Annotated in this window: 12 protein-coding genes; 8 read left to right on the top strand and 4 right to left on the bottom strand. The window is 72.6% G+C overall.

Going from position 1 to position 14,175, the window contains the following annotated elements; genetic code table 11:
- Positions 1-141: 141 nt before the first annotated feature.
- From AB0K18_RS07740 to AB0K18_RS07725, 4 genes are all read left to right on the top strand, one after another.
- On the top strand, positions 142-1,884 hold the full coding sequence (locus AB0K18_RS07740; protein WP_364911345.1) for an ABC transporter ATP-binding protein: 1,743 nt from the start codon (positions 142-144) through the stop codon (positions 1,882-1,884).
- A gap of 67 nt (positions 1,885-1,951) precedes the next feature.
- Complete coding sequence (locus AB0K18_RS07735; RefSeq protein WP_364911342.1) at positions 1,952-3,835, top strand: ABC transporter ATP-binding protein; 1,884 nt, start codon at positions 1,952-1,954, stop codon at positions 3,833-3,835.
- Positions 3,832-4,668 carry an NAD-dependent protein deacetylase gene (locus tag AB0K18_RS07730; RefSeq protein ID WP_364911340.1) on the top strand — a complete coding sequence of 279 codons (837 nt, stop codon included), beginning with the start codon at positions 3,832-3,834 and terminating at the stop codon, positions 4,666-4,668. Before AB0K18_RS07735 ends, AB0K18_RS07730 begins: the two co-directional genes overlap by 4 nt.
- 5 nt (positions 4,669-4,673) lie before the next feature.
- A complete protein-coding gene (locus AB0K18_RS07725) occupies positions 4,674-5,051 on the top strand; it encodes a YchJ family metal-binding protein (RefSeq protein ID WP_364380958.1) in 378 nt (125 codons plus the stop codon).
- A gap of 56 nt (positions 5,052-5,107) precedes the next feature.
- On the opposite strand, the gene AB0K18_RS07720 is transcribed toward AB0K18_RS07725, so the two are convergent.
- The 4 genes from AB0K18_RS07720 to AB0K18_RS07705 are packed head-to-tail and all read right to left on the bottom strand — an operon-like array spanning position 5,108 to position 9,178.
- Positions 5,108-6,103 carry a LacI family DNA-binding transcriptional regulator gene (locus AB0K18_RS07720; protein WP_364911336.1) on the bottom strand — a complete coding sequence of 332 codons (996 nt, stop codon included), beginning with the start codon at positions 6,101-6,103 and terminating at the stop codon, positions 5,108-5,110.
- Positions 6,100-6,966 (bottom strand): carbohydrate ABC transporter permease, encoded by an 867-nt coding sequence (locus AB0K18_RS07715; RefSeq protein ID WP_364911333.1) that lies wholly within the window; start codon positions 6,964-6,966, stop codon positions 6,100-6,102. The genes AB0K18_RS07720 and AB0K18_RS07715 overlap by 4 nt, the downstream gene beginning before the upstream one ends.
- Positions 6,966-7,850, bottom strand: a complete 885-nt coding sequence (locus AB0K18_RS07710) for a sugar ABC transporter permease (protein WP_364574148.1) — start codon at positions 7,848-7,850, stop codon at positions 6,966-6,968. Before AB0K18_RS07710 ends, AB0K18_RS07715 begins: the two co-directional genes overlap by 1 nt.
- A gap of 11 nt (positions 7,851-7,861) precedes the next feature.
- Entirely contained in the window at positions 7,862-9,178 is a 1,317-nt protein-coding gene (locus tag AB0K18_RS07705; RefSeq protein ID WP_364911330.1) for a sugar ABC transporter substrate-binding protein, read from the bottom strand.
- A gap of 178 nt (positions 9,179-9,356) precedes the next feature.
- On the opposite strand from AB0K18_RS07705, the gene AB0K18_RS07700 reads away from it, so the two are divergent.
- The 4 genes from AB0K18_RS07700 (at position 9,357) to AB0K18_RS07685 (ending at position 14,173) form a co-directional block, all read left to right on the top strand.
- The gene (locus AB0K18_RS07700; protein WP_364911327.1) at positions 9,357-11,387 is read left to right on the top strand and encodes a beta-galactosidase; all 2,031 of its coding nucleotides are present in this window, start codon (positions 9,357-9,359) and stop codon (positions 11,385-11,387) included.
- A gap of 10 nt (positions 11,388-11,397) precedes the next feature.
- Positions 11,398-12,504, top strand: coding sequence for an arabinogalactan endo-1,4-beta-galactosidase (locus AB0K18_RS07695; protein ID WP_364911325.1), 1,107 nt, complete (start codon positions 11,398-11,400; stop codon positions 12,502-12,504).
- 93 nt (positions 12,505-12,597) lie between these two features.
- Positions 12,598-13,233 (top strand): nitroreductase family protein, encoded by a 636-nt coding sequence (locus AB0K18_RS07690; RefSeq protein ID WP_364911322.1) that lies wholly within the window; start codon positions 12,598-12,600, stop codon positions 13,231-13,233.
- 79 nt (positions 13,234-13,312) lie between these two features.
- Positions 13,313-14,173, top strand: coding sequence for an SAM-dependent methyltransferase (locus AB0K18_RS07685; RefSeq protein WP_364911319.1), 861 nt, complete (start codon positions 13,313-13,315; stop codon positions 14,171-14,173).
- The last annotated feature ends 2 nt before the right edge of the window (positions 14,174-14,175 follow it).

Genomic DNA, 14,175 nt, shown 5'->3' with positions numbered 1-14,175 from the left:
AAAAACCGGTTGCGCCCCGCCGGGCGCGGCTGGTGTACTCCCGGGCGTTGACCGCCCGTCGAAGGAGGAGGCCCACGATGCGCGAAGCGTCCGTGATCCCTCAGCTCACCGAATCCTCCGACGCAAAGGGCATGACGCTTCTTGACTCCCTCCACACCCGGGAATCTCTCACCTGACGCCTCTTCCGTCCTCCGCCTGCTCCTGCCGTCCTGGCGGGCCGCGCCCGCGCTGATCGGCGCGGTGTCCGCCGCGACCGCGCTGCCGCTGGCGGCGCCGCAGGTCACCCGGTGGTTCGTCGACGACGCCGTGGGCGGCGCGAGCATCCGCCATCTCACGCTGATCGCCGCCGGGTACCTCGTGCTCGCCGTCGCCGGGCAGGCGGCGCGCACCGTCACCGCGTGGCTCGCGGGCCGGCTGGCCTGGGACGGCTCCAACCGCCTGCGCGAACGCCTCACCGGCCACGCGCTCCACCTCGACCTGGCCTTCCACGGCCGGCACACGCCCGGCGAGCTGATCGAGCGGGTCGACGGCGACGTGGTGGCCGTCGCCGACTTCGTCGTCGCGTTCCTGCTCGACGTCGTGGCCGGCGTGCTGCTGCTGGCCGGCGTGGTCGTCGCCGTGCTCCTCGTGGACTGGCGGATCGGGCTGGCGCTGCTGGCGTACTGCCTGGTCATCGGGTACGGCATGGCGCGCGCCCAGAGGCTGGCCGTGCCGTCGGCGGCCCGGTCGCGGGCCGCGAGCGCCGCGCTGTTCGGCGCGCTCGAAGAGCGGCTGGCCGGCGCGGAGGACCTGCGGGCCAACGGCGCCGGCGCGCACACCGTAGGCCGCTTCCACCAGGTCAGCGCGGCGCTGTTCCGCGCCGAGCACCGCGACGCCCGCATCGGCACCGTGCTGCTCGCGGGCACCTCCGTGGCCTTCGCCGCGGGCACCGCGATCATGCTGGGACTGGCCGCGTGGACCATGCGGTCGGGGGCGCTCACGGTCGGCACCGCCGTGCTGCTCCTGCAGTACACGATGATGGTGCGAGCGCCGTTCGAGCGGCTGATCGACCAGATCAGGCAGTACCAGGCGGCGCTCGCGGGGGTGGCCCGCATCGCGGGGCTGCTGGCCGAGCGGCCGGCGCTCACGCCCGGCGCCCGCTCGCTGCCCGACGCCGGGCCGCTCGGGCTCGACCTCGACGGCGTCGGCTTCACCTACCCCGGCGACGACGAGCAGGTGCTGTCGGGGGTGCGGGTGCGCCTCGCGCCCGGCGAGACGCTCGGGCTGGTCGGGCGGACCGGCAGCGGCAAGACCACCCTGGCCAGGCTGGTGCTGCGGCTGCACGATCCCGTGCAGGGGGCCGTCCGGGTGGGCGGTGTCGATCTGCGCGATGCCGAGCCGCGCTCCTTGCGGCGCAGGGTCGGCGTGGTGACGCAGGACGTGCAGCTGTTCCGGGCCAGCGTGCGCGACAACCTCACGTTGTTCCGGCCGTCACCTGGTGACGAGCGGCTGATGGAGGTGCTCGGGGAGGTCGGGCTCGGCGCGTGGGCGGCCTCCCTGCCCGGTGGGCTCGACGCCGAGCTGCCCGAGCTGTCGGCGGGGGAGGCGCAGCTGCTCGCGTTCGCCCGCGTGTTCCTGGCCGACCCCGGGCTGGTCGTGCTGGACGAGGCGTCCAGCCGGCTCGACCCGGCCACCGAGCGGCAAGCCGAGACGGCCGTCGCGCGGCTCCTGGAGGGCAGGACCGGGGTGATCATCGCGCACCGGCTGTCGTCGCTGGCCCGCGTGGACACGATCGCCGTGCTCGACCGGGGCAAGATCGTCGAGTACGGCTCCCGCGCCCACCTGGCCGCCGACCCGCACAGCCGCTTCGGCCACCTCCTCGACCTGGCGGGGGTGAGCCGATGAGGCGCGGCACGGCGATATGGCGTGACGGCGGGGCGGCCCGGCCGTGCGAGCGGGCGGGGGTGAGCCGGTGAAGCCCGTGACGGTGGTGGCCACGCGGCTGGCCACGTTCGACTTCCGGCGGTTCCTGGTCGGGGCGCTGCTGTGGTTGCCGGTGCACGTGATCCCGCTGGGCGGCGGGCTCGTCCTGCAACGGGTGTTCGACGAGATCAGCGGGCAGCGGGCGGCCGGGCTGGACAGCGTGCTGTGGTGGTGTGCGGCGTTCGTGGGCGTCGAGGTCGTGCGGGGCGTGATGATCGTCGTCGCGTGGACGTACGGCGTCTACTGGTGGGCGGCGGCGGCCACGCTGCTGCGCTCGAACGTGCTGCACTCCCTGCTGACCGCGCGCGGACCGGCGGCCGCCCGGCTGCCGCACTCCTCGGGTGAGGCCGTGGCCCGCATGCGGGACGACGTGGCCGACGCCGTGGACTTCACCGACGAGAGCGTCAGCCTGTTCGGCACCGCGGTGTTCGCCGCCGTGGCGCTGCCGATCCTGGCCTCCGTCGATCCGCTGATCACCCTGGTGCTGGTCGTCCCGATGATCGCGGCGGGCGTGCTGAGCAGGACCATGCGGCGGGTGGTCGCCCGGCTGCACGGGCGGGCCAGGCGGCTCGGCGCGACCGTGACGGCGTACGTGGGGGAGATGTTCGGCGGCCTGCTCGCCATCAAGACGGCGGGAGCCGAGGCCGCGGTGCTCGACCGGCTGCGCGCCCACAACCGGCGCCGCCGCGACGCCGCGGTCAAGGACCGGCTGGCGACCGACCTGCTGGGCGCCGCCACCACCGCGTCCGTCGAGCTCGGCACCGGTCTGGTGCTGCTGCTCGCCGCGCCCGCCATGCGCGGCGGCGACTTCACCGTGGGCGACCTCGCGCTGTTCACCACCTACATCGGCTGGCTCACCGCGTTCCCGAGGTCGATCGGCGTGTTCCTGTCCCGGCTGCCGCAGGCCGCGGTCGCCACCGAGCGGCTGACCAGGCTCATGGCGCCGCACGAGGACGCCGCCGATCTGGTGCGCGGCTCCGAGGTGTGGCTGCGCGGCGACCCGCCGCCCGCGCCGCAGCCGCCGCCGCACGACGACCGGTTGCGGGTGCTGGAGGCGCGCGGACTGACCGTGCGCGGCGTGCTGCGCGACGTCGGCCTGCGCGTCGAGCGCGGCTCCTTCACCGTCGTCACCGGAGCGGTCGGCGCGGGCAAGACCACCCTGGTACGCGCCCTGCTCGGTCTCCTGCGGGCCGACGCGGGCGAGATCACCTGGAACGGCGTCCCGGTCCGCGACCCGGGCACGTTCCTCGTCCCCGGCCGGGTCGCGTACGCGGGCCAGGTGCCGCGCCTGTTCTCCGAGACCCTGCGCGAGAACCTGCTGCTCGGCCGCGCCGCCGGCGACGAGGACGCGCGGCGGGCCCTGGAGCTGGCCGTGTTCGACCGGGACCTGGCCGAGCTGGCCCGCGGCCTCGACACGGTCGTCGGGCCGCGCGGCACCCGGCTGTCGGGCGGGCAGGCCCAGCGCGTCACCGCCGCCCGCGCCCTCGTCCGCGACCCCGACCTGCTGGTGGTGGACGACCTGTCGTCCGCGCTCGACGTCGAGACCGAGCGGCTGCTGTGGGAGCGGATCGCCGGGCGCGGCCCGGAGACCGTGCTGGTCGTCTCGCACCGGCAGGCCGCGCTCGAACGCGCCGACCAGGTGATCGTCCTCGACCGGGGCCGCGTCGCCGGGCGGGGACGGCTCGCCGACCTGCTGGAGAGCTGCCCGGAGATGCGCCGGCTGTGGCACGCCGAGCTGGTGGCCGAGGCGGAGGAACGCGCGGACCTCGGCTTCGCCGAGGGCGGGGAGCCCGGGAACCTCGGCGGCGGCCGGAGCCGCGGCGAGGCCCGGCGGGACGAAGGGGGTGGAACGGAAGGCACCATAGAAGGGTGATAACGAGCACCACGAAGGTGGCGGAGCTGGCCGGGCTCGTCGCCCGGGGCGGGGTGGCCGTGCTCAGCGGGGCCGGGCTGTCCACCGAGTCCGGCATCCCCGACTACCGGGGCCCGACAGGGCGGTCCAGGCGGGCCGAGCCGATGACATACCAGAAGTTCGTCGGCAGCGCCCAGGCCCGGCAGCGTTACTGGGCGCGCAGCCACGTCGGCTGGCGGCACATCGGCGCGGCCCGGCCCAACGCGGGGCACCGCGCGGTCGCCGCGCTGGAGCGGCGCGGCCTGCTGGCCGGCATCGTCACCCAGAACGTCGACGGCCTGCACCAGGCGGCGGGCGCCCGCCAGGTGATCGAGCTGCACGGCGGGCTCGACCGCGTGGTCTGCCTGTCATGCCGCGAGCGCACCCCGCGCGTCGAGCTGGAGCGCCGGCTGCGGGAGGCGAACCCCGGCTGGGACGAGGCGGGCGCCACGATCAACCCCGACGGCGACGCGGTGCTCACCGACGCGCAGATCGCCGGGTTCAACCTGGTGGACTGCACGGGGTGCGGCGGGGTGCTCAAGCCGGACGTGGTGTTCTTCGGCGAGAACGTGCCGAGGCCGCGGGTGGACGAGTGCTTCGCGGTGGTGGGCGGGGCGCGGGCGCTGCTCGTGCTCGGGTCGTCGCTGGCCATCAAGTCGGGGCTGCGGTTCGTCACCAGGGCGGCGGAGCTCGGCATCCCCATCGCCATCGTCAACCAGGGCCCGACCGGCGGTGACGGCGACGCCTCGCTCACGCTTGACGCGCCGCTCGGGCCGACGTTGACCGGCCTGACCGTCCTGCTCGGGGCAGAATAGGGCCCATGCCTCCTCGTACGTGTCTCTGCGGCCTGCCCGCCTCCTACCAGGACTGCTGCGGCAGGCTGCACCGGGGTGAGGCGGCGGCCGCCACCGCCGAGCAGCTCATGCGCTCCCGCTTCAGCGCCTTCGGCGTGGGCGACGAGGCGTACCTGCTGCGCACCTGGCACCCGTCCGACCGCCCGCAGCGCGCCGGCATCGACCGGCGGGTCAAATGGGTGCGGCTGGAGGTGCTGGAGACCACCGGCGGCAGCGTCGTGCACACCGAGGGCACCGTCCGCTTCCGCGCCCACTACCTGGAGCGGGGGCGGCCGGGCGAGATGGAGGAGCACAGCCGCTTCGTCCGCCTGGACGGCCGCTGGGTCTACGCCGGCGTCGTCTGACCGGCCAACGCCTCCGACCCGAACGCGCCTCCTGGGGTGCGGGTGCCGTTCGCCCCCTATGCGGACTCGCGGATGACCAGTTCGGTGGGGAGGATCACCGGGTCGACGTGGCCGGCTCCGTCGATGAGGGCCAGCAGCAGGCGGAGCGTCTCCTGGGCCATCTCCGCCAGCGGCTGGCGGATGGTGGTCAGCGGCGGGTGGGTCGAGACGGCCACCGAGGAGTCGTCGAATCCGCCCACCGCGACGTCGTCGGGCACCCGGCGGCCGGCCGCGCGCAGCGCCGCGAGCGCGCCCGCCGCCATCAGGTCGGAGGCCACGAACACGGCGTCGAGGTCGGGGGCGCGCTCCAGCAGCTCGGTCATGGCCCGCTCGCCGCTGGCCTGGGTCCAGTCGCCGTGGGCGATGAGCCGCTTGGTGGCCTTGCGGCCGAGCACGTCGGCGAAGCCCTCGAGCCGCTGGATGCCGCCCGGCGTGTCCATCGGCCCGGTGATCATGGCGATGCGCCTGCGGCCGAGGCCGACGAAGTATTCGGTCATCTGGCGGGCGCCGAGCCGGTCGTCGGCTGCGGCGTACGGGATGACGGTCTCGCGCCCGATGACCGGCCCGCACGAGACGGCGGGCGGGCCGGTGCGCAGCGCGTCGAGCAGCGGGTCACCGGCGTGCGTGGAGACGAGCAGCACCCCGTCGGCGTGGCCGCCGCGCACGTAGCGCACCACCCGCTCGCGGTCGCCCTCGTCGCCGGCCAGCATCATCACCAGCGACAGGTCGCGCTCGGCCAGCATGCGGATGGCGACCCTGATGAGCGTGCTGTAGTTGGGGTCCTCGAACAGCTTCTCGTGCGGCTCCGACAGCACCATGACGACCGACCCCGTACGCTGCGTGACCAGGCTGCGGGCGGCACGGTTGACGACGTAGCCGGTCTCGGAGATGGCCCGTTCGATGGCCACGCGCGCCGCCGGGCTCACGTATTTGTCCCCGTTGAGCAGGCGGGAGACCGTGCCGCGGGAGACCCCCGCGGCGGCGGCGACGTCGTGGATCGTAGGGCGTTTCATTTCACGGCTCCGGAGGACAGGTCGGTCTTCCAGTATCGCTGCATGGTGAGGAAGAGCGCGATCAGCGGCAGGATCGACAGGAACGCGCCCGTGAGGATCAGGTTGTAGAGGGCGGGCTGGTTGGCGCCGGCCGCGAGCAGCGTGTAGAGGCCCACCGTGAGCGGGAACTTGCCGTCGTCGCCGAGCATGATGAACGGCAGCAGGAAGTTGTTCCAGATCGCCACGAACTGGAACAGGAAGATCGTCACCATGCCGGGCACCATGAGCGGCAGCGCCACCCGCCGCATCAGCAGCCACTCTCCGGCCCCGTCGATGCGCCCGGCCTCCAGCAGCGAGTCGGGCACGGACGCGGTGGCGTAGACGCGGGCCAGGTAGATGCCGTACGGGTTGAGGATCTGCGGCAGCAGCACCGCCCAGTGGCTGTCGGCCAGCCCGACCTTGGAGAAGAGCAGATACTGCGGCACCGCCAGCACCACGCTGGGCACGAGGATGCCGCCGATCAGCAGGTTGAAGATGAGGGCCCGGCCGGGGAAGCGGTATTTCGCCAGCGCGTACCCGGAGACGGCCGACACGGCGGTGGACAGCAGCGCGCCGCCGCCCGCGTAGAGCAGCGTGTTGGCGGCCCACAGCCAGAACACGCCGTCGCGGTAGGCGAACAGCTCGCCCACGTTGTCGAGGAAGCCGGTGCCGAAGGACAGCGTGGAGGTGCTGAACAGCTCGCCCGGCGACTTGGTGGCCGCGATCAGCACCCACACCACGGGGAACAGGCAGTAGAGCGCGCCGACCAGCAGCAGCGCCGTCGGCACCAGCCCTGCTGCGCGGCCGGTGCGCGGGCGGCGGTGCGAGACGGTGAGCGGAGCCATCAGCCCTCCCCGAAGGCGCGGTCGCGGACCACGCGCAGGAACCCGAAGGACAGCACGAGCGCGATCGCCGCGATGACGATCGAGGTGGCGGCGGCCGAGTACAGGTCGCCGGTGACGAACGCGTCGCGGTAGACCTTCATCAGCGGGCTCCACGTGGAGCTGATGGTGTTGGTCAGCGGCCGCAGCGCGGTGGGCTCGGTGAACACCTGGACGGTCGCGATGATCGAGAACACCGTGGTCAGGATGATCGCCGGGGTCAGCATCGGGATCTTCACCCGGATCGCGATCTGCAGCTCGGACGCGCCGTCGAGGCGGGCGGCCTCGTACAGGTCGCGGGGGATGGCGCGCAGCGTGGTGTAGAGGGCCAGCATGTTGAAGCCGGTGCCGCCCCACACCGCCACGTTCGCCATCGAGTACGTCACGGTCGTGGCGCTCAGGAAGTCCACGTCCAGGACGTCGCGGATCGGGCTGAGCGAGGGCAGGTAGAGGAAGCCCCACAGCAGCGTCGCGGCCACGCCGGGCACCGCGTACGGCAGGAAGATCGCGATGCGGGAGAAGCGGGCGAGCCGCACCCGCGCCGAGTCCAGCAGCAGCGCGAACAGCAGCGCCAGTCCCAGCATCACGACCAGCACCAGCGTGCCGTAGCCGAGCACGCGCAGCCACCCGGCCCACAGCTCGGCGTCGGCGAGGGCGGCGGCGAAGTTCTCGAACCCGACGTACACCTCCCTGCGCGCCCCCTTGCCCAGCCCCAGACCGGACACGCGGGTCCTGTGCAGGGCCAGGTAGACGGTGTAGCCGATGGGCACCGCGAGGAACAGCGTGAACAGCACCATCGCGGGGGCCAGGAACAGGTACGGCCACGGCCCCCGCTCGGGCCGCCTCATGGAAGGGCGAGTCATGACGCGAGCTGGAATCCGGCCTTGCGCATGTCGGCGACCGTGGCCTCCTGCATGCCGCGTACGGCGTCGGCGAACGGGGTGCCGTTCTGCAGCGCCTTGCCGAAGCCGTCCCTGAACGCGTTGTACGCCACGCCCACGTTCGGCCCGAAGGTGAACCCGCGCGCCCCGGCGGAGACGGCGGCGGCCTGCCGCCAGAAGTCGGGCTGGTTGGAGAAGTAGCCGGGAGCGGCACCGAGCGCCGACTGGGCCTTGGTGGCGGCCGGGTAGATGGCGGCCTCCTTGACCAGCAGGTCGATGGCCTTGGGGTCGGTGTTGAGCCAGGTGGCGAAGCGGGCGGCGGCCGCCTTGTTCGGCGACTTGGCGGCCACGGCGGTGGACGAGCCGCCCCAGAAGCCGCTGAAGCTCTCGCCGGCGTTCCACTGCGGCAGCGGCGCGACGGCCCACTTGCCCTTGCCCTTGGGCGCGTTGCTGGACAGCACGCCCGGCGCCCACACGGCCGACGGCCAGGTGAGCAGCTTGCCGTCGTTGAGCGCCTTGTTCCATTCGGGGGTGAAGTACGGCATGTCGTCGATGACGCCCTCCTTCACCAGGCCGCCCCAGTAGTCGGCGACCTTGGTGGTGGCCTCGTCGGCGATGTTCACCTTCCATGACTCGCCGCTGATCGACCACCACTGCGCGCCCGCCTGCTGCGCCAGACCTGTGAACGCTCCCGGATCGTTGCTGGAGAACGTGCCGAGGTACGCCTTGGGATCCTTCTTCCTGACCGTGCGGGCCGCCTCGCCGTACTCCTGCCAGGTCTCGGGAACCCCGATGCCGTACTCGTCGAAGAGGTCCTTGCGGTAGAAGAGCATCATCGGGCCGCTGTCCTGCGGGATGCCGTAGACCGCGTCGGTGCCGAGCGTCACCAGGCCCCACAGCCCGTCGGTGAACTCGCCCTTGACCGACGCGGTCTCCGCCTTGAGGTCGGCCACCGCGTCGGCGGCGATGAACGACGGCAGGTGCTGGTACTCGGCCTGCACCACGTCCGGCGGGTTGCCGGCCTTGGCCGCCGTGAGGAACTTGGCCGCGGCGTCGTCGCCGCCCGCCTGCTTGCTGACCGTCACCTGGATGTCCGGGTTGGCGGCGTTCCAGACCTCGACGATCTTGTCCATGTTGGGGGCCCAGGTCCAGTACGTGAGCTTGACGGGTCCCTGGGCGGCGGTCGCCTGGCTCTGCGCCGCCTCGGGCGCTTCGGCGGGCTCGCCGGACGCGCAGCTCGCGAGGGTGGCCGTGAGTGCGACGGCCAGTGCTGCTCCAAGGCGGTGGGCGCGCATGCGTACCTCCAGAAGGTTCTGTGAACGTGCACAGAGTGGAACAGCCCGGAAATGAGCGTCAAGAGGTTGTTACGTTCTCGTTGCGCGCCTGGAAAAATTGGGCCCGGGGGTGACTGTTCTTCCCCGGGGCGCGTCGGCTTTACTGTGCACGTTCACACAAAAGTCTGCAGGGGGACGGATGTATCCGGAGCGTCCAGCCGGGATCGCCTTTGGCGGCGACTACAGCCCGGAGCAGTGGCCGCGCGAGGTGCTGGAGGAGGACGTGGCGCTCATGCGCGAGGCCGGGGTCACCTTGGTCAGCCTGGGCATGTTCTCGTGGGCGCTGATGGAGCCCGAGGAGGGGCGCTTCACGTTCGGCTGGCTCGACGAGATCATCGACCGGCTGCACGCGGCCGGTGTGGCGGTCGATCTGGCCACCCCGACCGCCGCGCCGCCCGCCTGGTTCGTCGCCCGCCACCCCGACGTGCTGCCGGTGAGCAGGGAGGGCGTGCGGATCGGGTTCGGCGGGCGGCAGAGCGCCTGCTCCAGCGCCCCCGCCTTCCGCGCGGCCACCGCCCGGCTGGTGCGCGCGCTGGGCGAGCACTACCGCGACCACCCGGCCGTGGTCATGTGGCACGTGCACAACGAGTACGGCGCCCCGCTCGGCGAGTGCTACTGCGCGCACAGCGTGGCCGCCTGGCGGGAGTGGCTGCGGCACACCTACCGCGACCTCGCCACGCTCAACGACGCCTGGGGCGCCACGTTCTGGGGCCAGACCTACACCGACTGGTCGCAGATCGACGCGCCGCGCGCCAACCACACGGCGGTCAACCCGGCCCAGCGCCTCGACTACGCCCGCTTCAGCGACGGCGAGCACCGCGCGCACTACGCGTTGCAGCGCGACATCCTGCGCGAGCTGACCCCGCACCTGCCGGTCACCACGAACTTCGCCGGAACCGTCAACTGCAAGTCCACCGACCTGTGGCAGTGGGCCCGCGAGCTCGACGTCGTCGCCAACGACCACTATCTGCAGGCCGAGCGGCCCGACAACCACATCGACCTCGCCATGTCGGCCGACCTCGCCCGCTCGGTGGCGGGCGGTGAGCCGTGGATGCTCATGGAGCACTCGGCGGGCGCGGTCAACTGGCAGCCGCGCAACCTCGCCAAGCGGCCCGGCGAGATGCGCCGCAACAGCCTCGCGCACGTCGCGCGCGGCTCCGACAGCGTGCTGTTCTTCCAGTTCAGGGCCTCGCGGTTCGGGGCCGAGAAGTTCCACTCCGGGATGGTGCCGCACGCCGGGACCGACTCCGAGCAGTGGCGCGAGGTGGTGCGCCTGGGCGCCGACCTGCGGCGGCTGGCCGGGGTGCGGGGCAGCCGGGTGCGGGCCGAGGTGGCGCTGGTGTGGGACTGGGAGTCGTACTGGGCGCTGGAGCTGGACTGGCGGCCGTCGGTCGACCTGGGCTTCAGGGAGCGGATGGACGCCTTCTACGAGGCGTTGTGGCGGGAGCACGTCACGGTGGACTTCGTCCACCCTTCCGCCGATATTTCGAGATATCGGGTGGTGGTGGCGCCCAGCTCGTACCTGCTGGCCGAGGCCTCCGCCAAGAACCTCCACCGGTACGTGGAGTCCGGCGGGAACCTGCTCGTGTCGTACTTCTCCGGCATCGTGGACGAGCACGACACCATCCACCCCGGCGCCCATCCCGGCGCGCTGCGCGAGCTGCTCGGCCTGTCGATCGAGGAGTTCCACCCGCTGCGCGAACACGAGACGGTCACTCTCATCGACGGCCTCGCCGAGGAGGACGCGCGCGTCTGGTCGGAGCGGGTGCGCCTGGCGGGGGCCAGGGCCGTGCGGCGCTTCGGCGCGGGGCCCGACGCGGGCCGCCCCGCCTTCACCCGTCACGACCTCGGCGCCGGCACCGCCTGGTACCTCGCGACGGCCCCCGTCACCGGCCTGCCCAGCCTGCTCGGCCAGGTGCTCGACCACGCCGGGGTGACCCGGCCGCGCGGCCTGCCCGACACGCTCGAACGCGTGCTCAGGGGCCGCCACCTGTTCCTGATCAACCACGGCGACCGGCCCGTGACGGTCGAGGGGGTGAGCGGCGTGAGCGTGTTCGACGGCGTACGGCACGACGGGCCGGTCACCGTCGCGGCCGGGGCGGTCACGGTCGTCGAAGAGACCCAGGAAACCCAGGAAGCCCTGGAAAACAGGGAAACCCCCCACCCCTAGGGAGACCGTCATGAGACGCATCCTCACCGCACTGCTGTTACTCGGCGCCCTCGTCGTCGCCCAGCCCGCCCACGCCGCGAAGGGTCCGGGACGACCGGCGATCAGGGGCGCGGACGTCTCCAGCCTGGCCAAGTCGGAGGCGCTCGGCGGGGTCTACCGCGACGCGGGCGGGCGGGCCGGCGACGCGCTGCGCATCCTCGCGCGGGGCGGGCTCAACTCCATCCGGCTCAAGGTCTGGGTGAACCCGGCCGACGGCTACAACACCAAGACGCAGGTGCTCGCCGTGGCCAGGCGCGCCAAGGCGCTCGGCATGAGCCTGCTCGTCGACTTCCATTACTCCGACGGCTGGGCGGACCCCGGCAAGCAGGTCAAGCCCGCCGCCTGGCAGTCGCTCTCGTTCGAGCAGCTCAAGCAGGCGGTGTACGCCCACACCTACGACGTGCTCGACGCCCTGCGCCGCCAGGGCACCACGGCCGACCTGGTGCAGGTCGGCAACGAGATCAACGGCGGCCTGCTGTGGCCCGACGGCTCCAACTCCACCTGGCCGAACACCGCCGCCCTGCTGAACGCCGGCTACGACGCCGTCAAGGCCGTCTCGGGGAGCACGAAGGTCGTGCTGCACCTGGCCGACGGCGGCGACAACGGCCTCTACCGCTGGTGGTTCGACAACGCCAACGCGCACGGCATCCGCTACGACGTGATCGGGCTGTCGTACTACGCCTACTGGCACGGCACGCTGGACGCCTTCCGGGCCAACATCAACGACGTCGCCACCCGGTACGCCAAGCCGGTGCTGGTCGTCGAGACCGCCTACCCGTTCACGACGGCCGACGCCGACGGCTGGCCCAACATCATCACGGCCGCCGAGCCGTACCCCGGCTACCGCGCCACGCCGCAGGGCCAGTCGGCGATGCTGGCCAAGGTCGCCGAGATCGTGCGGAACGTCCCGAACGGCCGCGGGCTCGGCCTCTACACCTGGGAGGCCACCTGGACCGGCGTGCGCGGCAACGGCTGGGACCCGGCCGACCCGTCGTCCGGCAACGGCTGGGAGAACCAGGCGCTGTTCGACTACGCGGGCCGCGCGCTCCCGGCTTTGACGGTGCTCGGCCGCGGCTGACCGCACGGGGCCGCACGGGGCCGGGCGGGGCCGGGCGGGGCCGGGCGGGGCCGGGCGGGGTCCGCGGTGCCCGGGATGGGCATGATGAAGCGCATGACGATCTCAGCAGACGAGCTGCTCACCACGACCCGCAGCGTCCGCAAGCGCCTCGACCTCACCCGCGAGGTCCCGATCGAGCTGGTCAAGGAGTGCCTGGACATCGCGCTCCAGGCGCCCACCGGGAGCAACGCGCAGGGCTGGCACTGGGTGGTGGTCACCGATGAGGACAAGCGCAAGACCATCGGCGACTACTACGGGCGCTCGTTCCGCCGCTACTACGAGTCGAGCGCCTCGGCCGGTCGGCTGTACGAGGACGACCCGGCCAGGGCGGCCACCCAGCAGCGGGTCTCGGCCAGCGCGGCCTACCTGGCCGAGCACATGGGCGAGGTGCCGGTGCTGGTGCTGGGCTGCCTGACGGTGCCGGCCCTGCCGCAGGGCAACCAGGCGGGGCTGTGGGGCTCGCTGCTGCCCGCGGCCTGGAGCTACATGCTGGCCGCCCGCGCCCGTGGCCTGGGCACCGCGTGGACGTCGCTGCACCTGGCGTACGAGGCCGAGATCGCCGAGCTGCTCGGCATCCCGGGCGACGTGCGCCAGGGCGTGCTCATCCCGACCGCGTACTACACGGGTGAGACGTTCGGGCGGGCGAAGCGGCAGCCGCTCGACGAGGTGCTGCACATCGACCAATGGTGACCATTCACCGCAAACCCGATATTTCCCGTATTGCCGGTCCTTGCCGGGTGCTCCACCTTAGGATCATCGCCATACCCCCTTGACGATCATCCACGAGGAGCCGACAGTGCCCGAGAGCGAGCGGGAAAGCGCGTCCAGCGGGATCGACACGAGCAAGCCCAGCGTCGCCCGCGTCTACGACTACTTTCTCGGCGGCAAGGACAACTACGAGATCGACCGCCAGGTGGCCGCAGCCGCGCTGAAGGTCGCGCCCGACGCGCCGCAGGCGGCGATGGCCAACCGGGAGTTCCTGCGGCGCACCGTGCGCCACCTCGCCGCCGAGGCCGGTCTCCGCCAGTTCCTGGACATCGGCTCCGGCCTGCCCACCCAGGGCAACGTGCACGAGGTGGCCCAGTCGGTGACGCCGGGGGCCCACGTCGTGTACGTCGACCACGACCCCATCGTGCTCGCCCACGGCCGCGCCCTGCTGGCCGTGGACGAGACCACCACGATCGTGGACGCCGACGCCCGCGAGCCGGAGAAGGTGATGGACGACCCGAGGACGCAGGCCCTCATCGACTTCTCCGAGCCGGTCGGGCTGCTGCTCTTCGGCATCCTCCACCACCTCAACGACGAGGAGAACCCCGGAGACGTCGCCGCCCGCTACATCAGCAGGCTCGCCCCCGGCAGCCACGTGGTGATCTCCCACTTCCACAACCCGGGCGCGGCGCTGCCCGAGGTGTCGGAGCAGGCGAGGAGCGCCGAGAAGATCTTCAACGACAACCTCGGCACCGGCCGCTGGCGCACCAGGGAGGAGATCCTCGCCTACTTCGACGGGCTGGAGCTGCTGGAGCCCGGCCTGGTGCCGCTGCCCGAGTGGCGCCCGGAGACCGGCGACCACCAGGCGGCGCCGGGGATCACGTACCACACCTTCGTCGGCGGCGTGGCACGCAAACCCTGACA

Source organism: Nonomuraea sp. NPDC049421, from assembly GCF_040677005.1.
Taxonomy (GTDB): domain Bacteria; phylum Actinomycetota; class Actinomycetes; order Streptosporangiales; family Streptosporangiaceae; genus Nonomuraea; species Nonomuraea salmonea.
This window is presented reverse-complemented; position numbering and strand designations above follow the sequence as displayed.

Bases quoted from the DNA above. Each gene is read 5' to 3' on its own strand.
- AB0K18_RS07700 (WP_364911327.1), top strand. From the start codon at position 9,357: ATGTATCCGGAGCGTCCAGCCGGGATCGCCTTTGGCGGCGACTACAGC.
- AB0K18_RS07715 (WP_364911333.1), bottom strand. From the start codon at position 6,966: ATGGCTCCGCTCACCGTCTCGCACCGCCGCCCGCGCACCGGCCGCGCA.
- AB0K18_RS07690 (WP_364911322.1), top strand. From the start codon at position 12,598: ATGACGATCTCAGCAGACGAGCTGCTCACCACGACCCGCAGCGTCCGC.
- AB0K18_RS07705 (WP_364911330.1), bottom strand. From the start codon at position 9,178: ATGCGCGCCCACCGCCTTGGAGCAGCACTGGCCGTCGCACTCACGGCC.
- AB0K18_RS07725 (WP_364380958.1), top strand. From the start codon at position 4,674: ATGCCTCCTCGTACGTGTCTCTGCGGCCTGCCCGCCTCCTACCAGGAC.
- AB0K18_RS07720 (WP_364911336.1), bottom strand. From the start codon at position 6,103: ATGAAACGCCCTACGATCCACGACGTCGCCGCCGCCGCGGGGGTCTCC.
- AB0K18_RS07695 (WP_364911325.1), top strand. From the start codon at position 11,398: ATGAGACGCATCCTCACCGCACTGCTGTTACTCGGCGCCCTCGTCGTC.
- AB0K18_RS07710 (WP_364574148.1), bottom strand. From the start codon at position 7,850: ATGAGGCGGCCCGAGCGGGGGCCGTGGCCGTACCTGTTCCTGGCCCCC.